At 67.0% G+C, this 23,745-nt stretch carries 23 protein-coding genes; 13 read left to right on the top strand and 10 right to left on the bottom strand.

Going from position 1 to position 23,745, the window contains the following annotated elements; translation table 11 throughout:
- Window positions 1-31: 31 nt before the first annotated feature.
- The 4 genes from scpB to SH591_RS05755 all read right to left on the bottom strand — a co-directional run bounded on the left by scpB (window position 32) and on the right by SH591_RS05755 (window position 4,249).
- Entirely contained in the window at window positions 32-625 is a 594-nt protein-coding gene (gene scpB, locus SH591_RS05740; protein WP_324750903.1) for an SMC-Scp complex subunit ScpB, read from the bottom strand.
- Window positions 622-1,383, bottom strand: a complete 762-nt coding sequence (locus SH591_RS05745) for a segregation and condensation protein A (protein ID WP_324750904.1) — start codon at window positions 1,381-1,383, stop codon at window positions 622-624. The genes scpB and SH591_RS05745 overlap by 4 nt, the downstream gene beginning before the upstream one ends.
- Window positions 1,384-1,435: 52 nt before the next feature.
- The gene (gene uvrB, locus SH591_RS05750) at window positions 1,436-3,643 is read right to left on the bottom strand and encodes an excinuclease ABC subunit UvrB (protein WP_324750905.1); all 2,208 of its coding nucleotides are present in this window, start codon (window positions 3,641-3,643) and stop codon (window positions 1,436-1,438) included.
- An 84-nt stretch (window positions 3,644-3,727) separates the two neighbouring features.
- Window positions 3,728-4,249 (bottom strand): hypothetical protein, encoded by a 522-nt coding sequence (locus SH591_RS05755; RefSeq protein ID WP_324750906.1) that lies wholly within the window; start codon window positions 4,247-4,249, stop codon window positions 3,728-3,730.
- Between the two features lie 336 nt (window positions 4,250-4,585).
- Here SH591_RS05755 and SH591_RS05760 point away from each other — a divergent pair, with 336 nt between their 5' ends.
- Genes SH591_RS05760 through SH591_RS05775 form a run of 4 tightly spaced genes read left to right on the top strand, consistent with a single transcriptional unit; the run spans window position 4,586 to window position 7,424 of the window.
- The gene (locus tag SH591_RS05760) at window positions 4,586-5,080 is read left to right on the top strand and encodes a DUF3617 domain-containing protein (protein ID WP_322831975.1); all 495 of its coding nucleotides are present in this window, start codon (window positions 4,586-4,588) and stop codon (window positions 5,078-5,080) included.
- A 53-nt stretch (window positions 5,081-5,133) separates the two neighbouring features.
- Window positions 5,134-6,480, top strand: coding sequence for an amidohydrolase (locus tag SH591_RS05765; protein WP_324750907.1), 1,347 nt, complete (start codon window positions 5,134-5,136; stop codon window positions 6,478-6,480).
- Between the two features lie 10 nt (window positions 6,481-6,490).
- The gene (locus SH591_RS05770; protein ID WP_324750908.1) at window positions 6,491-7,012 is read left to right on the top strand and encodes a DUF3617 domain-containing protein; all 522 of its coding nucleotides are present in this window, start codon (window positions 6,491-6,493) and stop codon (window positions 7,010-7,012) included.
- Window positions 7,013-7,025: 13 nt separating this feature from the next.
- A complete protein-coding gene (locus SH591_RS05775) occupies window positions 7,026-7,424 on the top strand; it encodes a VOC family protein (RefSeq protein ID WP_324750909.1) in 399 nt (132 codons plus the stop codon).
- A gap of 26 nt (window positions 7,425-7,450) precedes the next feature.
- On the opposite strand, the gene SH591_RS05780 is transcribed toward SH591_RS05775, so the two are convergent.
- From SH591_RS05780 to SH591_RS05790, 3 genes are all read right to left on the bottom strand, one after another.
- Window positions 7,451-8,572 (bottom strand): MBL fold metallo-hydrolase, encoded by a 1,122-nt coding sequence (locus SH591_RS05780; RefSeq protein WP_324750910.1) that lies wholly within the window; start codon window positions 8,570-8,572, stop codon window positions 7,451-7,453.
- A gap of 17 nt (window positions 8,573-8,589) precedes the next feature.
- Entirely contained in the window at window positions 8,590-9,027 is a 438-nt protein-coding gene (locus tag SH591_RS05785; RefSeq protein ID WP_324750911.1) for a hypothetical protein, read from the bottom strand.
- A 99-nt stretch (window positions 9,028-9,126) separates the two neighbouring features.
- Window positions 9,127-12,405, bottom strand: a complete 3,279-nt coding sequence (locus SH591_RS05790; RefSeq protein ID WP_324750912.1) for an error-prone DNA polymerase — start codon at window positions 12,403-12,405, stop codon at window positions 9,127-9,129.
- Here SH591_RS05790 and SH591_RS05795 point away from each other — a divergent pair.
- Window positions 12,405-12,545 carry a PIN domain-containing protein gene (locus SH591_RS05795; RefSeq protein WP_322831982.1) on the top strand — a complete coding sequence of 47 codons (141 nt, stop codon included), beginning with the start codon at window positions 12,405-12,407 and terminating at the stop codon, window positions 12,543-12,545. The two genes, SH591_RS05790 and SH591_RS05795, sit on opposite strands and share 1 nt — an antisense overlap.
- Window positions 12,546-12,550: 5 nt before the next feature.
- Here SH591_RS05795 and SH591_RS05800 read toward each other — a convergent pair whose 3' ends face one another.
- Window positions 12,551-13,978, bottom strand: coding sequence for a DUF6504 family protein (locus SH591_RS05800; RefSeq protein ID WP_324750913.1), 1,428 nt, complete (start codon window positions 13,976-13,978; stop codon window positions 12,551-12,553).
- Between the two features lie 283 nt (window positions 13,979-14,261).
- Window positions 14,262-15,032, bottom strand: a complete 771-nt coding sequence (locus SH591_RS05805; RefSeq protein WP_322831983.1) for an ImuA family protein — start codon at window positions 15,030-15,032, stop codon at window positions 14,262-14,264.
- Window positions 15,033-15,207: 175 nt separating this feature from the next.
- Here SH591_RS05805 and SH591_RS05810 point away from each other — a divergent pair, with 175 nt between their 5' ends.
- The 8 genes from SH591_RS05810 to queG all read left to right on the top strand — a co-directional run bounded on the left by SH591_RS05810 (window position 15,208) and on the right by queG (window position 23,341).
- Window positions 15,208-18,033, top strand: coding sequence for a M16 family metallopeptidase (locus tag SH591_RS05810; RefSeq protein ID WP_324750914.1), 2,826 nt, complete (start codon window positions 15,208-15,210; stop codon window positions 18,031-18,033).
- Window positions 18,034-18,094: 61 nt separating this feature from the next.
- Window positions 18,095-19,174 (top strand): sensor histidine kinase, encoded by a 1,080-nt coding sequence (locus SH591_RS05815; RefSeq protein ID WP_322832318.1) that lies wholly within the window; start codon window positions 18,095-18,097, stop codon window positions 19,172-19,174.
- On the top strand, window positions 19,171-19,974 hold the full coding sequence (locus tag SH591_RS05820) for a LytR/AlgR family response regulator transcription factor (protein WP_322831985.1): 804 nt from the start codon (window positions 19,171-19,173) through the stop codon (window positions 19,972-19,974). Before SH591_RS05815 ends, SH591_RS05820 begins: the two co-directional genes overlap by 4 nt.
- Before the next feature lie 11 nt (window positions 19,975-19,985).
- A complete protein-coding gene (locus SH591_RS05825; protein WP_324750915.1) occupies window positions 19,986-20,282 on the top strand; it encodes a hypothetical protein in 297 nt (98 codons plus the stop codon).
- A 29-nt stretch (window positions 20,283-20,311) separates the two neighbouring features.
- Complete coding sequence (locus SH591_RS05830) at window positions 20,312-20,986, top strand: hypothetical protein (protein ID WP_324750916.1); 675 nt, start codon at window positions 20,312-20,314, stop codon at window positions 20,984-20,986.
- Window positions 20,987-21,058: 72 nt separating this feature from the next.
- Window positions 21,059-21,823, top strand: a complete 765-nt coding sequence (locus SH591_RS05835) for an isocitrate lyase/PEP mutase family protein (RefSeq protein WP_324750917.1) — start codon at window positions 21,059-21,061, stop codon at window positions 21,821-21,823.
- 12 nt (window positions 21,824-21,835) lie between these two features.
- A complete protein-coding gene (locus tag SH591_RS05840) occupies window positions 21,836-22,213 on the top strand; it encodes a VOC family protein (RefSeq protein ID WP_324750919.1) in 378 nt (125 codons plus the stop codon).
- Window positions 22,214-22,285: 72 nt separating this feature from the next.
- Window positions 22,286-23,341: a tRNA epoxyqueuosine(34) reductase QueG gene (gene queG / locus SH591_RS05845; RefSeq protein WP_324750920.1), complete on the top strand. Its 1,056-nt coding sequence runs from the start codon at window positions 22,286-22,288 to the stop codon at window positions 23,339-23,341.
- Here queG and SH591_RS05850 read toward each other — a convergent pair whose 3' ends face one another.
- Window positions 23,342-23,722: a hypothetical protein gene (locus SH591_RS05850; protein WP_324750921.1), complete on the bottom strand. Its 381-nt coding sequence runs from the start codon at window positions 23,720-23,722 to the stop codon at window positions 23,342-23,344.
- Window positions 23,723-23,745 lie beyond the last annotated feature (23 nt).

Raw genomic sequence — 23,745 nt, forward strand, 5'->3', positions numbered from 1 at the left:
CCAATTCTCCACGATACGCGTTGCAGGACACCTAGTCCTCCTCGCGGCCACTTTCCAGTTCTAGCTGCTCGCCGGTTAATTGTTCGAGCGCGGCATCGATCGGATCAAGCAGACCGGCGGCCTTGAGATCGTCGATGCCCGGCAGGTCGCGGCGGCTGGCGAGCCCGAAATGGGCCAGGAATCCCGCCGTCGTCGCATAGGTGAGCGGCCGGCCCGGCACTTCGCGGCGCCCCGCCGGTCGGACCCAGCCCGCCTCCATCAGCACGTCGAGCGTGCCCTTGGAAATCTGCACGCCGCGGATCGCCTCGATCTCGGCGCGGCTGACCGGCTCGTGATAGGCGATGATGGCGAGCGTCTCGACCGCGGCGCGGGAGAGCTTGCGCGCCTCGTCGCGCTCGCGCCGCAGCAGGTGGGCGAGGTCGGCCGCGGTCTGGAAATGCCAGCGCTTGCCGCGCTCGACCAGTTCGATCCCGCGCCCGGCATAATGGCCGGCCAGCTCCTCGAGTGCGGCGCGGACGTCGATATGCACGCCGACATAGTCTCGTATCTCGTCGGCGCTCATCGGCGTTTCGGCGGCGAACAGGGTCGCCTCGACGGCGCGGACCGAATCGGGGAGCTCGTTCATGCCGCGCGGATCCGGAGCGACGTGAACGGCGCGCCCTGATCGAGCTGGACCTTGCCCTGCTTGGCGAGTTCGAGCGCCGCGACGAAGCTGGACGCCAGCGCCGACTTGCGGAATTCCGGGTCGGGCGTGTCGGGCAGGAAGGATTCGAGCGTGGCCCATTCCATGCTCACCCCGATCAGCCGCTCGACCCGCAGCAGGGCCTCCTCCAGCGTCATCACCGGCCGCCGGTGGACGACGTGGAAGGCCGGCTCGGTGCGGGCGCGGACCGTGCCGTAGGCGGCGATCAGGTCGTAGAGGTCCGCCTGCCACATCGCCTTGCGGATAACGCGCAGCCCCTCCGGAGCGCCGCGCACGAACACGTCCCGGCCCAGGCAGTCGCGGGCGAGCAGCCGCGCACCGGCCTCGCGCATCGCGCTCAGCCGCTGCAGCCGCAGCTGGAGCCGCAGCGCCAGTTCCTCGGGGCTCGGATCCTGCTCGGGATCCTTGGGCAGCAGCAGGCAGGATTTGAGGTAGGCCAGCCACGCCGCCATCACGAGATAGTCGGCGGCGATTTCCAGCTTCAGCTTCTTCGCGTCGGTGATGAAGGCGAGATATTGCTCGACCAGGGCCAGGATCGAGATCTTGGCCAGATCGACCTTCTGGTTGCGCGCCAGCGTCAGCAGCAGGTCGAGCGGCCCTTCCCAGCCGTCGAGGTCGAGCGTCAGCCGGTCGGCCTCGGCCACAGCCGGCCGGTCGTCGAAGGGCAGTTCGGATTCCATGGCGCGAGATTAGGGCGCGCTCGTCGCGATGCGAAGAGGAAATCCGCTCCGCTCAGCGGCCCCCGCCGCGCGCCCGTTTCTCCGCCCGCGCCGCCTTCTGCTTGCCGAAGCGGGTCGTGCGCGTGCCGGGGCGGCCGCTGATCGAATGACCCGCGACCGGCGCTTTCTTCTCGTGATCGGGAATGCCGAGTTCGTCGGCCTCGAGCCGGCGAATCTCGTCGCGCAGGCGCCCGGCTTCCTCGAATTCGAGATCGGCGGCGGCCTTGCGCATCCGGCTTTCCAGATCCTCGATATAGGCGCGCAGATTGTGGCCGACGAGGTGCGGCCTGTCGTCGTCGCCGGTATCGATGATGACGCTGTCGCGCTGCGAAACGTCGGCGAGCAGGTCGGAAATGTTGCGCTTGATCGTGGTCGGCGTGATGCCGTGCGCCTCGTTATATTCCCTCTGGCGCTCGCGGCGGCGATCGGTTTCGCGTAGCGCGCGCTCCATCGATCCCGTCATGCGGTCGGCATAGAGGATGACCTTGCCTTCGACGTTGCGGGCGGCGCGGCCGATCGTCTGGATCAGCGACGTTTCGGAGCGCAGGAAGCCCTCCTTGTCCGCGTCGAGGATCGCGACCAGTCCGCATTCGGGGATGTCTAGTCCCTCACGCAGCAGGTTGATGCCGACCAGCACGTCGTACACGCCGAGCCGCAGGTCGCGGATCAGCTCGATGCGCTCCAGCGTCTCGACGTCGGAGTGCATGTAGCGGACGCGAAGCCCGGCCTCGTGGAGGAATTCGGTGAGATCCTCGGCCATGCGCTTGGTGAGCGTGGTGACGAGCGTGCGATAGCCTTTGCGCGCCGTCTCCTTGGCCTCGTGGATGAGGTCGTCGACCTGGTCCTCGACCGGCTTGATCTCGACCGGCGGGTCGATCAGGCCGGTGGGGCGGATGACCTGTTCGGAGAAGACGCCGCCGGTCTGCTCCATCTCCCACGTGCCGGGCGTGGCCGAGACCGCGACCGATTGCGGGCGCATCGCATCCCATTCGTTGAAGCGCAGCGGACGGTTGTCGATGCACGAAGGCAGGCGGAAGCCATATTCGGCGAGCGTGATCTTGCGGCGGTGATCGCCGCGCGCCATCGCGCCGATCTGCGGAATCGTCTGGTGGCTCTCGTCGACGAACAAAAGCGCGTTTTCGGGCAAATATTCGAACAAGGTCGGCGGCGGCTCGCCGGGCAGGCGCCCGGTCAGGAATCGGCTGTAATTCTCGATGCCGGCGCAGGAGCCGGTCGCCGCGATCATCTCGAGGTCGAAATGGGTGCGCTGCTCGAGCCGCTGCGCCTCCAGCAACTTGCCCTCGCTCACCAGCTCCTTCAGCCGCTCGGCCAGCTCGTGCTTGATCGCCTCCATCGCCTGCTTGAGCGTCGGCCCGGGCGTGACGTGGTGCGAATTGGCGTAGACCTTCACGGATTCGAGGCTGGCGATCTTCTTGCCGGTGAGCGGATCGAACTCGACGATCTCCTCGATCTCGTCGCCGAAGAAATTGATCCGCCAGGCGGTGTCTTCATAGTGGGACGGGAAGATTTCGAGATTGTCGCCGCGGACGCGGAAATTGCCGCGCGCGAACGCCTGGTCGTTGCGCTTATATTGGAGCGCGACGAGCTTGCGGATGATCTCGCGCTGGTCGACCGTCTCGCCCTTCTTGAGACTGAAGACCATCGCCGAATAGGTCTCGACCGAACCGATGCCGTAGAGGCACGAGACCGAGGCGACGATGATGACGTCGTCGCGCTCCAGGAGCGCCCGGGTCGCCGAGTGGCGCATCCGGTCGATCGCCTCGTTCACCGAGCTTTCCTTCTCGATGTAGGTGTCGGACCGGGCGACATAGGCTTCGGGCTGGTAATAATCGTAATAGCTGACGAAATATTCGACCGCATTGTCCGGGAAGAAGCTCTTGAACTCGCCGTAGAGCTGCGCCGCGAGGATCTTGTTGGGCGCGAGAATCAAGGCCGGCCGCTGCAGCTTCTCGATCACCTGGGCCATGGTGAATGTCTTGCCCGATCCGGTCACCCCGAGCAGCACCTGGGTCTGCTCGCCCTGCAGGATCTGCTCGGTGAGCTCGGCGATCGCCGTCGGCTGGTCGCCCGCCGGCTGATATTCCGAGACGAGCTTGAACGCCTTCCCGCCCTCGGACTTCTCCGGACGCTGGGGGCGGTGCGGGACGAAATCTTTGCCGGTCTCGGGCTCTTCCAGACCGGTGCGAATGGCGATGGGCATGGCGCGAATATGGCGATTATCGCCGGCACGACAATGGCTGGAACGAGGTCCGGATACATTCCTCGAATCTCACTGTGCCGCAGTTCAGTTCGCCCGGTAGATCACCGGCTTGTTCCCGAAGCGTCTCCTGACCGCCGCGTTGCGGCGATCTGATGCGTCATGCTTTGGATCGAGTTCCTCTGGGTAGATGAAGCGAACATCGAATTTGGTGCCCCGGACCTCATACTCGATAGCGACCCAACGTTTTGTCTCGTCCGGGCTCTCGAGCTCCCAGGCTTCGCCGATGAGGTCGGCAAGCTCGTCGGTAGGAGCGAAAACACGGACCCCATTCGGGTCTTCCTTGTACACCTCGGCATGGACAACGCCGCGTGCGGGCTCGGCGTAGATGTACAGTCCGTCTGGATCGCCGCCGACAATCTCCGCGGCCACCCCGCCTATATCCGACATGATGGGACCTAACCTATCGAGCTTGTCCTCGGTCACCTTATCCGGCTCGCTTTTCGGTTGGACACCATCGCCGGTTTCACTCCCGGCCAACAACCCATCGGCCAGCAAGACGGGCGCGCTCGCGTTTCTCGCATAGCTTGTTGAAGGGAGCAGAGACATGGCGACCGTTAAAGTCGTCAGAATGGCGAACCAGAACCGCCAAAGCCAGGGACTAGGTCGATCCTGGCAATTCAGCGTTGAGCATAATCGCTCCATCGGCGCCTCTCGCATTTCGAGAAGAACTGTTGGGTAAACTCGCCATCAATCCGGAAAAGATGTCCGGTCATAAACCATATGAATCCCCGTTCCGACTTCGCATCCGCATCGGATCGACAAGAAGCAGACCGACGGATCTGCAGGAGAAAGAACGGCCCTAGTGAAGGTCTAAGCGAGGCCAATGGTCATTCGATTTGATCTGGTTTAGTCTTCGAACGGCAACAAGGGGGAGGAATAACGATGCGTGCATGGATGCTGGTTCCGCTTTGCATTCTGGCGGGCTGTTCGGAGACGACCGACACCGCCAAGGCCGAGGAAGCGCCCGAGGCGACGATGCTCGATGCCGGGCAGTGGCAGGTGAGCCGCGAGGTCACCCGGCTCGCCCAGGCCGACAAGGGCAAGCCCGCGATCGACACGCCGGCCGGCACGAAGAGCGCAAGCCAGGCCTGTATCGGCGAGGCCGAGCGCAAGAAGCCGGACCCGGCCTTGTTCGCCGAGGAAGGCGAGAGCTGCACCTACAAGAATTTCTACATGGGCAACGGCCGGCTCAACGTCTCGCTCGCGTGCGAGCGTCCCAAGCTCAGCGGCTCGGTGCTGAAGACGGTCGAGGCGACCTTCACCGCCGGCGGGATCGACGGCACCAGCCGCATCGACACCTATCTCGCGAGCGACGGCGACGTGAAGATCGACGAGAAGATCGTGGCTAAGCATATCGGCGCCTGCGCGGCGGGATAGCCAGCGGCGCGGACAGGCGTTACCAATCATCCCAAAATAAGGGGGAGTGATCGATGCGCCTGAAGCCGCTGTTCCTGGCCACTATCCTGTTGTCTGCGCCGGCCGCGGCCGCGGCCGCGGCCGACCTCGCGGGCGCGGTCAAGGCCGATTACGACAAGCATCTCGGCGCGCTCTTCGTCGATTTCCACAAGAACCCCGAGCTCAGCTATGTCGAGACGCGCACCGCGGCGATCATGGCGAAGGAATTGCGCGCGGCCGGGGCGACCGTGACCGAAGGCGTCGGCGGCACCGGCGTGGTCGGCGTCATGAAGAACGGCGCAGGCCCGACCATATTGTTGCGCGCCGACATGGACGGCCTGCCGGTCAAGGAAGCCAGCGGCCTTCCTTATGCGTCGACCGCCACCCAGAAGGGCATCGACGGGGTGCTGGCCCCGGTCATGCACGCCTGTGGCCACGACGTGCATATCACCGCGCTGGTCGGCGCAGCGCGGCGGCTGGCGGCGATGAAGGACCAGTGGAAGGGCACGATCCTGTTTGTCGTCCAGCCCGCCGAGGAGCGGATTGGCGGCGCTAAGAAGATGCTCGACGACGGGCTCTACACGCGCTTCCCCAAGCCCGATTACGCGGTCGCCTTCCACGTCTCGGCCGACACGCCGGCCGGCAAGATCGTGCTAGAGCCCGGGCTCACCGCTTCGTCGTCGGACAGTATCGACATCATCATCCACGGCGTCGGCGCGCACGGCGCGAGCCCGCACACCGGCAAGGACCCGATCGTGATGGGCGCCGAGATCATCATGGCGCTGCAGACTTTGGTCAGCCGCGAAATCTCGCCGCTGAAACCCGCCGTGGTGACGGTCGGCGCGTTCCACGGCGGCCTCAAGCACAACATCATCTCCGATCGCGCCGAGATGCAGCTCACCATCCGCTCCGACGACCAGGAGACGCGCAAGACATTGCTCGAGGGCGTGAAGCGGATCGCCGTCAATGTCGGCCGGATGAACGGCTTGCCCGAGGACAAATTGCCGGAGGTCAAATATTCCGCGGAATCCACCCCGCCGACGATGAACGACCCGGCACTCACCGGCCGCCTGCGCGCGGCGTTCCAGGACCGCTTCGGCAACGCCATCTTCCACAAGGAAGAGCGCGATGGAATGGGCGCGGAGGATTTCGCCTATTTCGTCCAGCCCGAGCTTGGCGTTCCCGGCGCCTATTTCTGGGTCGGCGGCACGCCCCAGGCGGTGCTCGACGCAGCCAAGGCGGACGGTCCGCCGGTGCCGTCGCACCATTCGCCTTTGTTCAAGATCACGCCCGAACCCTCGGTCCGCCTCGGCACCGAGGCGATGACGGCGGCCGTGCTCGACCTGCTGAAACCCGGAGCCGCACAGCCGGCCGACCGCTGAGGAGAGAAGGATGACCCGCACGATAGTCTGTACCGCCGCTTTGCTCGCCCTCGCCGGCTGCGGCGGATCGGCCGACGAGCCCAAGGGCAACATGACGGCCGCCGAAGTGGCCGACGAAGTCGGCGCAGTGATGCTGAAGCCCGGCCAGTGGGAAGTGACCAACGAGATCGTCTCCGCCACCGCCAAGGGCCTTCCGGCCGAGGCGCTGAAGGCGATGACCGACCAGAAGACGACCGTGCGCAACTGCGTGACGCCCGAACAGGCGGCCAAGCCCCAGGGCGACTTCCTGACCGCGCAGAAGGACGCCAATTGCACCTACCAGGATTGGTCGATGGACGGCGGCCGGATGCGCGGCACCATGACCTGCGCTGGCGGCGAAGGCGGCGCCGGCAAGGTCGTGATGAAGATGGATGGCGCTTATGCGCCCGAAAACTACGATCTCACCATGGACATGGAGACCAGCGGCGGCGAGGGCATGACCATGGCCTTCAAGGCCCGCGTCAACGGCAAGCGCATCGGCGATTGCCCCTGAGGAGAATAAGGCAGTGATCGGATATGCGACCGTCGGCACCAACGACATCGACAAGGCGCGGGCCTTTTACGACGCCTTGTTCGGCTCGATCGGCGCCAGGCGGATCATGGAGTTCGCGGAGAACGGCTTCACCATGTACGGCACCAGCCTCGGCCGCCCGGCGGTCGCGGTGACCCGCCCGTACAATGGCGAGCCCGCCACGATCGGCAACGGGACGATGGTGGCGATCGTGCTCGACGGCCGCGACAAGGTCGACGCCTTCTACGCCAAGGCGCTGGAACTGGGCGGAACCGACGAGGGCGCTCCGGGCCTGCGCAGCCCCGAGGGCGAAGGCGCCTTCTACGGCGCCTATTTCCGCGATCTCGACGGCAACAAATTCTGCGCCTTCCGGATCGGTCCGTCCGCGGCCTGAGCGGCGCCCCGGCGCAGGCCGGGGCCTCAGCGAGAGCGGGTGCGATCGCGTCCTGAGATGCCGGCCTCCGCCGGCAGGGCAGCCGGCACGTCGAACCCCTGGCCTGCCTCGACCGCGACGAAGCGGTCGCGGGCGATGCCGCGCGCGCGCTTCAGCGCCTCCAGCCGCTCGCGCGGCTCGTCGATCGGCTCGAAGGTGAGCTGGAACGTACCCCAGTGCATGGCGAGCGCGCGCGTCGGATGGAGGGCCTCGAAGATCCGCACCGATTCCTCGGGATCGATGTGGTTGTCCTTCATGAAGTCGCGCGGCTCGTAGGCGCCGATCGGGAGGATGGCGAGGCGGTAGGGCCCGCGCGCCGCCGCTTCCTTCACCCAGCTGCCGTCGCCGAAGCCGGTGTCGCCGGCATAGAAGATGCTGCCGCCGGGCAGCTTCACCGTGAAGGCCGACCAGAGCGCGCGGTTGCGGTCGCTGCCCCAGCGCGAGCCCCAATGGTGGTTGCGCTCGACGATCACCTCGACGCCGGGCCGGACCGTGCGCCGGCCAGTCCAGTCGAGCGCCACCGATTCGACGCCCGCGCCGCGCAGGATGGTGTCGTTACCGAGGCTGGTGACGATCAAGGGCCGGTCGCGGCGCCACAGACGCTGCAGCGTCGGCAGGTCGAGATGGTCGTAATGATTGTGGCTGATCAGCACCACGTCGATTTTGGGCAGGTCTTCGAAGCGCACGCCGGGTGCACGCACCCGCTTGGGCCCCGCGAACGAGAAAGGCGAGGCGCGTTCCGACCAGATCGGATCGGTGAGGATGTTGAGGCCCTGCGTCTGGATGAGCGTCGTGGCGTGACCGATCCAGGTGACGCGCATGGCGTCGCCCGCGACCCGCGCCGCGGGAACGGTCGTGGCGACGGGGACCTGGGCCGGCCATTCAGCGCGCTCGTCGCTGCCGATCACCCGGTTCATGAAGCTTTTGGGGTTGCCGTGGCGCACCGCACGCGGGCCGGGATTGAAGAAGCGCTCGCCGTCGAAATGATCGCTGACCGGGCCGCGATAATAAATGCGGTCGAGGAAGGGCGGCACCAGGGTCGGCGCGAAGCAGATGGCCACAGTGAGGAACAGCAGTGCCGTGCCGAGGCGCTTCAACCAGATACGCATCTGCTCTTACCGGGCGATCAGCGCGGTTCGATCCGGAAGCCGGACGGCGCGCGCTGTTCGACATGTTCCTGATGGTAGATGTCGAAGGCGAGGCTGACCGAACCCGGAGCCGCGGGGCTGCAGTCCACCGCGAAGCTGTCGACCACCGAGCCATAGGCGCCGACCCCGCCGGCTTTCTTGCCGCCGACTTTCGGCGCCGAACCGTCGCCGCAACGCAGCCGGGCGAGATAGGCCTGCTCGCCGTCCGGCCCACCGACCCGCACCGGATTCTGCAGCGAACCCAGCGGATGAGCGGCGGCGGCAGCGATGGCGGCCTGGAGTTCAGCGTCGCTATTGCCTGCGCCGACCGCGGCGAGAAGGTCCTTCGGAGCGGGCGATTGTTCGCGCGGGGGCGTGGCGAAGGCGGGAGCGGCGACAAGAAGGACGGACGAGAGAATCGGCACGAAAAGACGCATGGGAAAATCCTGAAGTTCGGCGCCATCTTAGGGGGCGGGGCCGCCAAGTATAGCCCGGTTGATCGCGTATCCGGGAGGCTTGGACGCGGGCGCTGGCCGTCAGTGGAAATCGCGGCTCTTGATCGGGATGACGTTTTCAGGATCGGGGCGGGCGGAAAGCAATGCGTGGGTGTCTTGCCGCGGGCGCGGCCTGCCGCCCTCTCCCCGGTCCGGCCCGCCGCCATGGGTGGCGCCGTCACCGCGGCCGGTGCGATGCGTGAAATCCATGTCGCCGACGCGGCGGAGCATCGGCGTCCTGTCCTCAAGCCGGTCGGCGATGACGTGGATGACGTCGCCCTCGCGCTGCAGCGTCCCCTTCACCGATATCATCGCCGACGCCATCACCACCCGCCGCTGCGCCTCGAAATTGCGCTGCCACAATATGATGTTGGCGATGCCGGTCTCGTCCTCGATGGTGATGAAGGTGACGTTGCCCTTGCCCGGCCGCTGGCGAACCAGGATGATGCCGGCGACTTCGACCTTGCGGCCGTCCTTGATGCCGGCGAGTGCGGCGCAGGGCAGGACCCGCATCGCCTCCAGCTCGCCGCGCAGGAAGGCGAGCGGATGATCGCGCAGCGAGAGCTGGGTGTGGCGATAATCCTCGACCACCTCCCGGCCCTCGGTCATCGGCCGCAGCGATACCGCCGGTTCGCGCTCCGATTCCCGCAATCGAGCGGCGGCGAACAAGGGCAGTTCGACATCCCGTAGGCCGCGCACCTGCCACAAGGCTTGCCGCCGGCTGAAGCCGAGACCCTGAAAGCCGTCGGCATTGGCGATCCGCTCCAGCGCTGCGCGCGGCACGCCCGAACGGCGCCAGACGTCCTCGACCGAAGCGAACGGGCCCGCGGCGCGCGCGGCGAGGATGCGATCGACATCGGCCTCGCTGAGGCCGGACACCATGCGCATTCCCAGCCTCAACGGGATCAGCGCCTTACCGTCGGTAGGCACCGAGCCCTCCAACGTGCAGTCCCAAAGGCTTTGGTTGACGCAGACCGGCCGCACCTCGACGCCGTGGTCGCGTGCATCGCGCACGATCTGGGCGGGCGCATAGAAGCCCATCGGCTGGGCGTTGAGCAGGGCCGCGCAGAAGATGTCGGGATGATGGCACTTCATCCAGGACGATGCGTAGGCGATCTTGGCGAAGCTGGCGGCGTGGCTCTCCGGAAAGCCGTAGCTGCCGAACCCCTCGATCTGCCTGAAGGTCCGCTCGGCGAAGTCCTGCGTATAGCCGTTGGCGAGCATGCCGTTGACGAGCTTGTCGCGGAAGGCGCCGACGCCGCCGGTATATTTGAACGTCGCCATCGAGCGGCGCAGGCCGTCCGCCTCGGCCGGCGTGAAGCCGGCGCCGACGATCGCGACCTTCATCGCCTGTTCCTGGAAGAGCGGCACGCCCTTCGTCTTCTGCAGCACGGCGCGCAATTCGTCCGACGGATAATCCTCTTTCTCCTTCCCTTCGCGCCGGCGGAGATAGGGATGGACCATGTCGCCCTGGATCGGCCCCGGCCGCACGATCGCGACCTGGATGACGATGTCGTAAAATTCCCTCGGCTTCAGCCGCGGCAGCATCGACATCTGGGCGCGGCTCTCTATCTGGAACACGCCCAAAGTGTCGGCCTTGCAGATCATGTCGTAGACGAGCGGATCGTCCTCCTGCATCTGATCGGAGGCGAGCGTGAGCCGCAGCCCCTTGTGGGCGTCGAGCAGGTCGAAGGCGCGGCGCATGCATCCCAGCATGCCGAGGCCGAGCACGTCGACCTTCATGAACTTCAGCGCGTCGATATCGTCTTTGTCCCATTCGATGACGCGGCGATCCTCCATCGTCGCTGGCGCGATCGGGACGAGATCGTCGAGCCGGTCCTGGGTCAGCACGAACCCGCCGGGATGCTGGGACAAATGGCGCGGCGTGCCGATCAGCTCACGCGCGAGCTGCAGCGTCAGCGCGAGGCGCGGTTCGGACCGGTCGAGGTTGAGCTCTTCGACGTGGCGCTCATTCACCCCTTCGCTCGACCAGCCCCAGATCTGCCCGGCGAGCGCGCCGGTGACATCCTCAGAGAGGCCCAGGGCTTTGCCGACGTCTCGCACCGCGCCGCGCGCGCGGTAGCGGGTGACGACAGCAGTCAGCGCCGCCCGCTCGCGGCCATAATGTTCGTAGATCCACTGGATCACCTCCTCACGCCGCTCATGTTCGAAATCGACATCGATATCGGGCGGTTCGTTGCGCTCGCCCGATACGAAACGCTCGAATAGAAGCTCATGCTTGATCGGATCGATCGAGGTGATTCCGAGCAGGAAGCAGACCACCGAATTGGCGGCCGATCCCCGTCCCTGGCAGAGAATATGCTTTGAGCGCGCATATTCGACGATCGCATGGACGGTGAGGAAATAGGGCGCATAGCGCAGCCGCTCGATCAGGGCGAGCTCGTGGCGAAGCTGCTTCTCGTAAGGCGGCGGTAGACCGTCCGGAAAGGTCTTGGCAGCAGCAGCCCGCACCCTCTCCTCGAGCGTCGCCTGGGGGCTCTGCCCGTCTTCGGCCTCGCTCGGATATTGGTAGGATAGATCCCCAAGGTCGAAACGACAGCGCGCGACGATCTCGCGGCTCGCCGCGATCATATGCGGCCAGCGCTGGAACAGGCGTTCCATCTCGGCCGCGCTTTTCAGGTGACGGTCGGCATAACGCTCGCGACGAAAGCCGAGATCGTCGATCGTGCAATTGTGGCGGGTGGCGGTGAGCACGTCCTGCAGCATGCGCCGTTCGGGCGCGTGATAGAGGACGTCGCCGGTGGCGAGCGGCGCCACCCCGGCCGCTCGCGCCATCCGATCGAGCGTGTCGATCCGGGCCACGTCGCCCGGGCGGCGGCGGTAGGAGATGGCGGCATAAGCCCGGTCGCCAAACAGGCCACGCAGCCGGGCCAAGGCTTCGCCCGTCCGTTGGTCCGCATCCTCCGCGACCAGCGCCGCGATCATCCCCTCGCTCCATCGGGCGACGTCATCCCAGTCGAGGCGGCACTCGCTTTTGCCGAGCCACTTGCCTTCGACCCGCGCGAGCGGCCGTCCCGCCGACAGCAGCCGCGTCAGCCGCGACCAGGCTCGCCGGTCCTGAGGGTAGAGAAGCAGGCTGTCGCCCGAAACGAGATCGATCCGGCATCCCGGCACGAGCCGGACGCCGGTTGCCTTCGCCGCTTCCCAGCAACGCACCATGCCCGCCACCGAATTGCGGTCGACGATGCCGAGCGCGCCGATGCTGAGATGGGCGGCGGTCGAGAACAACTCCTCCGCGCTCGAAGCCCCTCGCAAAAAGCTGAAATGGCTCGAAACCTCGAGCTCGACATAGACCGTCATTGCCCCGCCCCGCGGATCCGGCCGATCGTCTCATCATTGCGACGGCGCGGACGCTCGACTGTCCGTTGTTGACCGCCGATCATCAGATCATCGCTTACGGTGCGGAAGGGCATGTCGGCACGATCGACGCGCGTCTTTAACCCGCTCATCCGAACATCCCCTGCAGATGCCAGCTGAGATCGCCGGTGCGGCCGTCCGCGGCATCGCCGCGGCGGTAAAGCCAGAAGCGGCGCCCTTCCTCGTCCTCGACCTGGAAATAATCGCGCACCGCCTCCTGCTCGCCGCCGCGCTTCCACCATTCGCCGTAGATGCGTTCGGGCCCGTCGGCGCGGCGGACGAGATGCGGTTTGCCGCGCCAGGTGAAGCGCCGCGGCGGCCCGTCCGGAAGCAAAGCGACGACATTCTCGACCCGTTCGGCCGGAGACAGGAAGCGGACGGGGCGCGGCCAGCGCGGCCAATCCTGCACGGCGTCCAGCGGGGCAATGCGGGAGACGCTGCGTTCCGGGACGTCGCTTTCGATCGCGCCGTAGCGATAGAGCCGGCGCTGGCCGAGACGGCCGGCAAGGCGATCAATCAGCGGCACGAGATCGGGCAGCGCATCCGTGTCGTCGAGCGTTGCGGCCAAGGCCTGCGGCCCGAGCGGTTCGCAGCGCCGGGCGACGAGACGCATCGCCTCGATCCCGTAGCCAGGATCGATCGTCTCGATTTTCATCTGGAAGAGCCGGAGCAGATGCGCTCCATCGCGGGTGGCGCGGGCAGTGCCGACCGTCAGGCTCTGCTCGCTGCCGTCGACCCGCAGGCAGACAAGCGTCAGCATCCGCGCCGCCAGCCCTTGCTCCTCCAGCGTCCGCACCAGGACCGCCAACAAGTCGGAAAGCACCTGGCCGATCGCCTCGGCGGTGACGATCGGCTCGAGCAGGCGAAGCAAGGCTTCGGGCGGCTCCGACGGCACGATCGGCTCGAATGCCTCGGCAGCACGGCCCAATGCCTGGTGGAGGCGCGTGAGCAGTTCCTGGCCGAAGCGACGCGCCAGCGGCGCGGCGGGCATGGCCATGACGTCGCCGACCCGCTCGATGCCCAGCCTGCGCGCAGGCGCGATCACATCTTCGCCGACGCGCAACGCCGCCAGCGGCAGAAGGGCAAGGGCCACTTCCGTCTCCCCGGTCGGGCAAAGCAGGATCCGCTCGCCGCCATGGCGGGCCAGGGCCCAGGCAGCGGCATGGCTCTCGGCGATCGCAATTCGCGCGGTCAGCCCCAGTCGGGCGCAGAAGCGCAAGATGCGCACGCACATTGCGCGCTCGCCGCCGAACAAATGGGTGACGCCGGTGAGATCGAGCACCAGCCCGTCCGTCCCGGCAACGGCGGCCCGCGGCGTCCAGCGGCGCGCCGCGAACAGCGCCAGGCGCATCAGCCATGCGGCATCCGCTTCCGGCTCGGCGTCGCGGACGTCGAGGCCGGGAGTGGTCACCCGCGCCTGAGTCAGCGGCATGCCCGGCTCGATGCCGATCGCCTGCGCCTCCGGCGAAGCGGCGGCGATGACGACGCGCTGGCCGAGACGATGTGTCGTCACCATCGGAGCCGCACCTTGCTCCGGGCCTATCCCGCCTCGCAGAGGTCGTGACCGAGACTGGCGAAAGACCACAGGCGCTCCTTCGGTGCGGCGGCCAAGCTCACGCATCGGAGGATGTTGATGGGATGGCAGGGCGGCGATCTCGGCCTGCACTTTCTCGCCCCGCGCCCAGCGGGCGCCGGGACGCCAACCGCCGCCGCGCGGACAGGAGCAATCGCCGATGCGGGCTCCGATCTTCGCCTCGCCCTCCGCCGCGTTCAGCAATGGCGCCGGCGCGCGGACCGGATCAGGCTGCTTGCCGGCCCTCGCTCCGTCGAGCCGGCGCAACCGGTCGATGGGCAGGTTCGGCAGGTAGAGCGAGGCGACCCTCGGCATCATTGCCCTCCATGATCCAGTTGTGGGGCTCGCCGCCGCGCTGGCGGGCGAGTTCGAGGCGCCAGCGCGGCCGGCCGACGCCTTCGACGAGCAGATCGACCGAGGGGGCGCAGGCGATGCGCCATCGGGTGACGGCGGCGGACGGGATGGCGAGCGGGTCCTCGCCGGCTTTCCGCCAGCGCTTGAGCATCAAGGCGGTGGTGCCGCTCTCCTCGGCGGCGAGCTGGAGCCGGCGGGTGGAAGCCATGGTCACGCGCGCGACTTCGCCGATCACCGCGCCGAGGCCGCCATGGCGCAACCCCTCCTCCATCACCGCCAGCACGTCCTCGTCGCTCCCAGCCTCGGCATAGAGGACGCGATCGGGCGCGAGGCCGCCGGCGGCAAGACCGGGCGCGAACAGGTCTCGCCGGGCGAGCGCCCACAGGATCGGGCCGGGGCGGCGGGCGGCGATACCGGCGACGAACAAGGTGGCGGCGGCATCGTCCGAAAGGCCGGGGCGGGCGCCGACCATTTCGTGCAAGGCCGCGGTCGCTAGCCCGCCGCCGTCGAGCCGGCGGTCGATCGACTCGACGCCGAACGGAAGGCATGGACGCGTCTCCGCCGGCGCCGACGATTCGAGCGCGCGCACCTCCGCCCGCAAGGCGGCGAGACGCGCGATCCGGGCTGGCGAAAGAGAGGACATGACGACTCCGTAAGACTCACTTGTTCTCTTTATGTTCCCGGTGCCCGGACGGAGTCAATCGGGAGAGTCCGCAACACCTGCCGCCCGTCGGGGCCGTTCATCCGCGGGCAAGCCATTGAGCGCGATGGCAGTTGGCCGTTTGCAAAGCGGCCCGTGCCCACTAGCTAGGAGCCCCATGACCTTCCTCCGCCGCTGCCTCCTCGCCCTGCTTCTCCTCGCCGCCGGTCCGCTCCACGCCGCGATCGGCGACGGCAGCTGGTTCTATCGCGGCAGCGACATCCCGGCCGATCCCGCCTGGACCTTCGGCACCCTGCCCAACGGCCTGCGCTATGCGGTCCGGCGCAACGCGCTGCCGGCCGAGCAGGTCTCGATCCGCGTCCGCATCGACGCCGGATCGATGCACGAGGCCGACCAGGAGCGCGGCTGGGCCCATCTCGTCGAGCATATGGCGTTCCGCGGCACCAAGGGCTTCGCCGATCGCGAGGCGCGGCACATCTGGCAGAAACTGGGCGCGAGCTTCGGCAGCGACACCAACGCTTCGACCACCCCCACCCAGACCGTCTACCAGCTCGATTTGCCGGACGCCGACGCTTCCGAAGTCGATCTCAGCCTCCGCGTCATCTCCGAAATGGTCGACAGCGCCCTGTTCGATCCGGCCGCGGTCGACGCCGAGCGCAAGATCGTACTCGCCGAGAAAGGCCGTCGTCCGGAACTCGCCAACCGCTTCCAGGAAGCGAGCTGGCCGCTGGTCTATGCCGGCCTCCGCCTCGGCCAGCGCGATCCGATCGGCACCGAGGCCACGCTGAAAGCCGCCGATGCCGCCGGCCTGCGCGCCTTCTACGAGCGCTGGTACCGGCCGGACCGCGCCACCGTGATCGTCGTCGGCGATGCCGATCCGGCCGAGCTGGAAAAGCTGATCGCCAAGAATTTCGGCGGCTGGCAGCCCTCGGGCCCGGCCCCGCAGGAGCCCGATTACGGCAGCATCGCCAAGGTCGAGCGCCGCACCGCCGCTTTGGTCTATCCGGGCGCCCCCCATTCCGCCTCGCTCACCTGGCTCCGCCCCTATGTCGAGCACCCCAACACCCGCGCCCGCGAACAGGCCGACATGGCGCGCACGCTGGCCGCGCGCATCCTCAACCGCCGGCTCGAGGCCAAGGCGCGCGGCGAGGCCGCCTATGTCAGCGCCTTCGTCGGCGAGAGCCGGCAGACCGACGTCGCCGACATGACCCAGGCCGCGATCACCGCGCGCGAAGGCAAATGGCAGGAGGCACTTGCCGAGACCTTCGCCATCATCAGCGACGCGCTGCGCAGCCCGCCGAGCAAGGCCGAGATCGCGCGCGAGATCCAGAACATGCAGACGGTGGCCTCCTCGGCCGTCACCGGCGAAACGACCGTCAAGTCTCCGCAGCGCGCCCAGCAGATGGTCGCCGCGATCGACGGCAACAGCGTCGTCGCGACCGCCGCTACCTCGTTCGCCCTGCTTAACGAATTCGCCCCGCAGATGACGCCAGAAGCGGTGCAGGCGGCGATGCACGAACTGTTCAGCGGCGAAGGCCCGCGCATGGTCCAGCTCAGCCCAACCCCGATCGCCGAAGGCGCCGTCGAGACAGCGCTCGCCACTGCAGAGAAGACTGCGCCAGCCACCCGCATGGCCGACCGGATCGTGACGATGGACAGCCTGCCCAAGCTCGGCAAGCCGGGCAAGGAGGTCTCGCGCCAGCAGATCGCCGACATGGGCGTCACCATCGTGCGCTTCGCCAACGGATCGACCCTCACCTTCAAGCAGACCGACTTCGAGAAGGGCCGGGTGAACGTGCAGCTGCGCTTCGGCGAGGGCCTGTCCGGGCTGCCGGCGGACCGGCCGGTGCCGCACTGGTTCAGCAGCATCGTCGGGCCTTCGGGCCTGGCCGACCTCGATCTCGACGCGATGGAGCGTCTGCTGACCGGCCGGAAGATGACTTTGAGCTTCGGCATCGTCGAGGATGCATTCGTCCTGCGCGGCGTCACCAACGGCAACGACCTCCCCGACCAGCTCCGCCTGCTCGCCACCAAGCTTGCCAAGCCGCGCTGGGACCCGGCTTTGTTCGCGCGTTACAAGACCGGAGCGCTGGAAAGCTACGATCTCGCCTTCGCCTCGGCCACCGCGCGCGGTGGCCGCGAATTCGGCGGCTTCGCGCGCGGCGGCGACGCGCGCTGGATGCCGGCCGAGAAGGAGCAGATCGCCGCGACCAGTCTCGCCGAGGTGCAGGCTTTGTTCGATCCCCTGCTCGCGCAAGGCCCGGTCGAAGCGATCATCGTCGGCGACGTGGATCTCGAGACCGCCGTCAACGCGATGAAGAAGACGATCGCGGCCTTGCCCGTTCGCCCGGCGACCTCGGCTCCGGAGGCGTCGCGCCGGGTGCAGGCGCCCAAGCCGGATCCCAAGCCCGTGACCTTCACCCACCAGGGCGACAAGGACCAGGCCTATGCGCTGATCGGCTGGACGACCTTCGGCGGCGTCGACCGCACCAAGGAGCGGCGCGCGCTCTCGCTGGCTGCCAAAATGTTCGGCGTGCGCCTGTTCGACGAGCTGCGCGAAGTCGAAGGCGCCAGCTACGCGCCCAGCGCGACCTCGGTCACCGCGGAGGAATATCCGGACTGGGGCATTTTCTACGCGGCCTCCGAATTGCGGCCGGAAAGCGTCGATACCTTCTTCCGCATCGCTCGGCGCATCGTCGCCGACATGGCCGCCAAGGCGGCCGAGGCGGACGAGTTCGCGCGCGCCCAGAATCCGACGGTCAGCACGCTCCAGCGCCAGCTCAAGACCAACGCTTACTGGCTGAGCTCGCTGGAGGCATGGCCGTCCGATCCGCAGCGGATCGAGCGCATCCGCACGATCGTCTCCGATTATGCCGGGCTGACGGCGGAGGACGTGCGCGCCGCGCTCGCCCGGCACGTGACCGAAGCCGGCGACTGGTCGATGGTGGTTTTGCCCGCTAAAGCGAACGGCGGTGGCCACTGATCCGCTCATCCTGACCGCGCCTCCGGGCGTCGAAGCGCGCCCCCGCCGCACGCCGTTCCGGCTGCGGCAGGAACCCTTTTTCGACGACAAGAACCGCGCCTTCTGGATCCTGCAGTCGGTCGGCTGGGCGGGCTATTTCGTGCTGCGAACGCTGTCCGGCATCGCCAATGCGATGGGCTGGACCTTCGTCGTCCACACCGCGCTGCTGACCGCCACCGGCTATTCGATCACCTTGCTGATGGCGGCTCTATACCGCCGCCTGATCAAGATGCGGCCGATCATCACCTGGGCGATCTCGATCGTCATCGTGCTGCTCGCATCGGCCTCCTTTTCGGCGATCGAGACCTGGAGCCACGCGACCTTCGTCCGGCCAGGACTGCGGCCGCAGGGGCTCGAATTCTTCAGCGCGATCCTGCTCGATTTCTCGCTGCTCGCCGCCTGGTCGTCGCTCTATTACGGCATCAATTATTACCTGCTGCTGGAGCAGCAGAGCGACCAGCTGCTGCGCCTCGAGCACCAGGCGAGCAATGCCCAGCTCGCGATGCTGCGCTACCAGCTCAATCCGCACTTCCTGTTCAATACGCTGAACTCGATCTCGACCCTGGTTTTGCTGAAGCAGACCGAGCGGGCCAACGCCATGCTATCGCGCCTCTCGTCCTTCCTGCGCTATACGCTGGTGAACGAGCCGACCGCACAGGTGACGGTCGAGCAGGAGGTTGAAACGCTCAAGCTCTATCTCGAAATTGAGAAGATGCGTTTCGAGGAACGACTGCGGCCGCGCTTCCATATCGATCCGGCCGTGGCCCACGCCCGTCTGCCGTCGCTTCTTCTCCAGCCTTTGGTCGAGAATGCGATCAAATATGCGGTGACGCCGCAGGAGGAAGGCGCAGAGATCGCGGTCGAGGCGAGGAAGATCGGCGAGCGGGTGATGATCACCGTCGCCGACACCGGTCCGGGGGCCGACGGGCAGGCGCTGCAGCCCGGCCAAACGTCCACCGCCGTCGGTCTGGCGAATATTCGCGACCGTCTGGCGCAGGCCTATGGCGCCGAACATCGTTTTGAGACTCAAACGAACATAAGCGGGGGATTTAGCGTTATCATCGAAATTCCATACCAGCTCCAATCCGAGGACAGTAAATGACCATTCGCACGATCCTGGTCGACGACGAACCGCTTGCCATCCAGGGCCTGCAACTCCGCCTCGAGAAGTTCGACGACGTCGAAATCGTCGACACCTGCTCGAACGGCCGCGAGGCGATCCGCGCGATCAAGACCCACAAGCCGGACCTGGTCTTCCTCGATATCCAGATGCCCGGTTTCGACGGCTTCTCGGTGATCCAGGGGCTGATGGAAGTCGAACCGCCTTTGTTCGTGTTCGTCACCGCCTATAGCGACCACGCCATCCGCGCGTTCGAGGCGCAAGCGGTCGATTATCTGATGAAGCCGGTCGAGGAGGAGCGCCTCGCCGACACGCTGGACCGCGTGCGCCAGAGGCTGACCGAGAAGCGCAGCGCCGAGGAAGCGGGCAAGCTCAAGGAAGTGCTCGCCGAAGTGGCGCCCGAGGCGGCGGAGGAGATGGGCAGCAGCTCCGACGATTCCCACGCCTCCAACCGCTACGAGAAGCTGATCAACATCAAGGACCGCGGTCAGATTTTCCGCGTCGACGTCGACACGATCGAGAAGATCGATGCCGCCGGCGATTATATGTGCATCTATACCGGCGACAACACGCTCATCCTGCGCGAGACGATGAAGGATCTGGAGAAAAGGCTCGACCCGCGCCGTTTCCAGCGCGTCCACCGCAGTTGCATCGTCAATCTCGACCTCGTCCGCCAGGTGAAGCCGCATACCAACGGCGAATGCTTCCTAGTGCTGGACAGCGGCAGCCAGGTGAAGGTCAGCCGCAGCTACAGGGACGTCGTCGCCCGCTTCGTCCATTAAGAGGAGTCGCCATGCTGCTTGCCCTGCTCCTCTTCCAGGCCACCGGATCGCCGCCGGATATCGAACTCAACGCGCATGTCCGTGCGCGATCGCTGACGATCGAGAAGAAAGGCGACGCTGCGCTCACGCTCACCACCAGCCCCGACAGCGGCGAGAATGTCGTCGATGTGCGCGCGCCCAAGGCGAACGGGCGCAAGACGATGCGCAACGTGGAGGTGACGGTGGACGCAAAGGCGCATATTGCGGACCCGCAACGATCGGCCATGGCGGCCGCTCCCGAAGGGAGTGCAACCACACCGCGGCAATGACGTTGTGAGGGCGTAACAGGGAGACAGACATGCGCCATCTTGCAGCCGCCGTCGCGGCCACAGCTTTGTTCGCCTTCGCCGCCCCCGCGGATGCCCAGAGCAACCGCAATCGCCAGATCCAGCCGGGCCAGAATTCCGAGCTCGCTATGCAGGCGACGCAGGGCAGCGACCAGCCCGACGTCGTGCTCGACATCCCCAATCTCTCGGTCGACGAGATCAACCTCGAGGTGAGCAACCTCCAGGTCCATATCGCGCTCGACGCGCGGCTCGCCAATCTGCTGAAGCTGACGGCGGGCGCCGATGCCTCGATCGACCAGGTCAAGATCGGCATCAAGGGCGTGCAGGCGCAGGCGACTTTGATTGTCCGGCTCGACAACGTCCGCGCGATCATCGAGCGCACGCTGCAGACGCTCGACAACAATCCCCAGCTCGTGACGCAGCTGCTCTCGACCGTCGACAACACGGTCAACACCGTCGGCGGCGTCGCCAACAACACGGTCGGTACGGTCGGCAGCATCGCCGGCACGGCGCTGCGCAACGGCCAGTTGCTCGATCTCGCCGCCGCCGGCCTCAGCCAGGTTTCGCAGACCGTGAACAGCACCGGTCAGACCGTGCGCCGGGTGCGCGACCGCAGCGGGCAATTGCTCGAAGTGGTTACCGACAGCGCCAACCGCATCGTCTCGTCGCGACGCGTCAACCCATGACCATTTGATCGCAAGCGCCGGGAAGACACCGGCGCGAAGCCTCGGCATCATGGCTTCCTCATCCAGGGAGCCATGATGTCGAACGAACTTTTCTCCGCCTTCGCCGCGCTGCACCGGCCCGGCGATCCCGTGGTCCTGTTCAATGCTTGGGATCCAGGCAGCGCCAAGGCCGTCGGCGCCGCCGGAGCCCGGGCGATCGCGACCGGCAGTTGGTCGGTCGCGGCCGCCTTCGGTTTCAGCGACGGCGAGGAACTGCCGCTCGAGCTCGCGCTCGACAACCTCCGCCGCATCGTTGCGGCAGTCGATCTGCCGGTTACGCTCGATTTCGAGGGCGGCTACGCCTCCGATCCCGCCACGGTAGCGGCCAACGCGCGGCGGGTCCGCGAGGCCGGCGCGGTCGGCTGCAATTTCGAAGACCGCGTGGTCGGTGGCGACGGGCTCTACCCGATCGACGAGCAATGCGCCCGCATCGGCGCGATGCGCGAGGCGGTCGGCGAGGCCTTCGTCATCAATGCCCGTACCGATCTGTTCCTGGCGTCGAAGCCGAATGAGCATGGCGCACTGGTGGATCAGGCACTGGAGCGTGCGCAGGCTTATGCCGCGGCCGGAGCGAGCGGCCTGTTCGTGCCTGGCCTCGTCGACGAGGGCCTGATCTGCGCCGCCTGCGCGGCGAGTCCGCTGCCCGTCAATGTGATGGCGATGCCGGGAACGCCCCCTGCCCGCCGCCTTGCCGAGCTTGGGGTCGCGCGGATCAGCCATGGCGCTGGACCCTATCGAGCGGCGATGGACGCGCTGGCGCAGGCGGCCCGGACGGCGCATAACTGGCGCGACACCTGAAGGAGATGGGTCATGGCGCGCATCACGGGGCTCGGCGGAATCTTCTACAAAGTCGAAGACCCCGAGCGCACGCGAGCCTGGTATCAGGAGAATCTGGGGATAGGCGGCGAATGGGGCGCGATGTTCCCGTGGAGCCAGGAACCGAACGAGGCTCCGTACAGCCTCTCCTCGCCATTCAAGGCGACGACCGACTATTTCGATCCGAGCGGTTCGTCGTTCATGATCAACTATCGCGTCGATGATCTCACCGTCTTCCTCGAGGAACTGCAGGGCAAGGGCATCGAGATATTGGGCCGGCAGGACGAGGATTATGGCAGCTTCGCCTGGATTCTCGACTGCGACGGCATCAAACTGGAGCTCTGGGAGCAGAAGGGCCCTGCCCCCGCCTGATTGGCGAAGCGCGGGTCAGGAAACCATATTGCGCCTCCCCTGCGGCTCTGGATGTGATAGCGGCACCCCGCGATGACCGGCGATGCGACCCTGTTGAAACGGCTGGAGGCGGAGGCCCGCGCCTTGGGCTTCTCCGCCTTCGGAGTCGCGCCCGCCGACGCGACGCCGCGCACCGCCGAGCGGCTGCGCGCCTGGCTGGACGATGGCGCGCACGGCGACATGATCTGGATGGAGGAGACGGCCGAGCGCCGCGGCTCGCCGGCCGGCCTCTGGCCCGAGGTGCGGTCGGTGATCTCGCTCGGCATGAGCTACGCCCCCGCCGTCGATCCGCTCACGCTCGCCGCGGAAGGCGAGGTTGGCCGCATCTCGGTCTATGCTCAGGGCCAGGATTATCACGACGTGGTCAAGAAGGCGCTAAAGGCGCTCGCCCGCTGGCTCGTTGCCGAGGCAGGATGCGAACTGAAGGTCTTCGTAGACACCGCTCCAGTGATGGAAAAGCCGCTCGCCGAGGCCGCCGGGCTCGGCTGGCAGGGCAAGCACACCAATCTCGTCAGCCGCGCCGACGGCAGCTGGCTGTTCCTCGGCGCGATCTACACCACGCTGGAGCTGGAGAGCGCGCCGCCGCCGCCGCGCGTCCATTGCGGCAGCTGCACCGCCTGCCTGGACGCCTGCCCGACCAAGGCGTTCCCGGCCCCGTTCCGACTCGATGCGCGACGCTGCATCTCCTATCTCACGATCGAACATAAAGGCCCGATCCCGGAGGAATTCCGCGCCGCGATGGGCAATCGAATCTATGGTTGCGACGATTGCCTGGCCGTCTGCCCCTGGAACCGGTTCGCCGATGCGGCGCGGCGCCACCAGGCATTCGTGCCGCGCGCGGAGCTAGTCTCCCCCGCCCTTGCCGACCTGCTCGCGCTCGACGACGCCGCTTTCCGCCAGGTCTTTTCCGGCTCGCCGATCAAGCGGATCGGCCGCAACCGGATGGTGCGCAACGCCGCCATCGCCGCGGGGAATAGCGGCAGCGCGGCATTGGTCGAGCCGCTACGAAGATTGGTCCACGACGACGATCCGGTCGTGGCCGAAGCCGCGCAATGGGCCTTGGGGAGGCTGGCAGCCGCACCCGTCTGATCAGTGACCCTCATGCTCCTTGTGGAGCGCAGCGACGCAGCTGGCGCGGTCCATGTCGCGCCCGTCGGGAAGCCGTGCATCGACGTGGGTGACGATCGGGTCCGCGCCGCGCTCGGCCGGATAGAGATAGGCATCGAGCACGCAGGCCGGGCCGGAAAATTGCAGCTTGCGGGCGGAGCCTTCGCGTATGTCCAGGTCGGGTTCTCCGAACTCGCCTTCGAGATAGCGGGTGGTGCGGCCCATCACCGTCTCGAGACCGATCAAACTGTAGCTCGGCGGCACCTGCTGCACGCGGCGCGGCGCATCGGCCACGGGCGCGACGCAGCCGGCGACGAACAGGGAGCCGGAAAGGATGGCGGCGGAAGTCGAAAAGCGCGTCATCGCCCCTGCTTCGCGGAAGGCGG

This window comes from Sphingomonas sp. LY54 (assembly GCF_035594035.1).
GTDB lineage: Bacteria > Pseudomonadota > Alphaproteobacteria > Sphingomonadales > Sphingomonadaceae > Allosphingosinicella.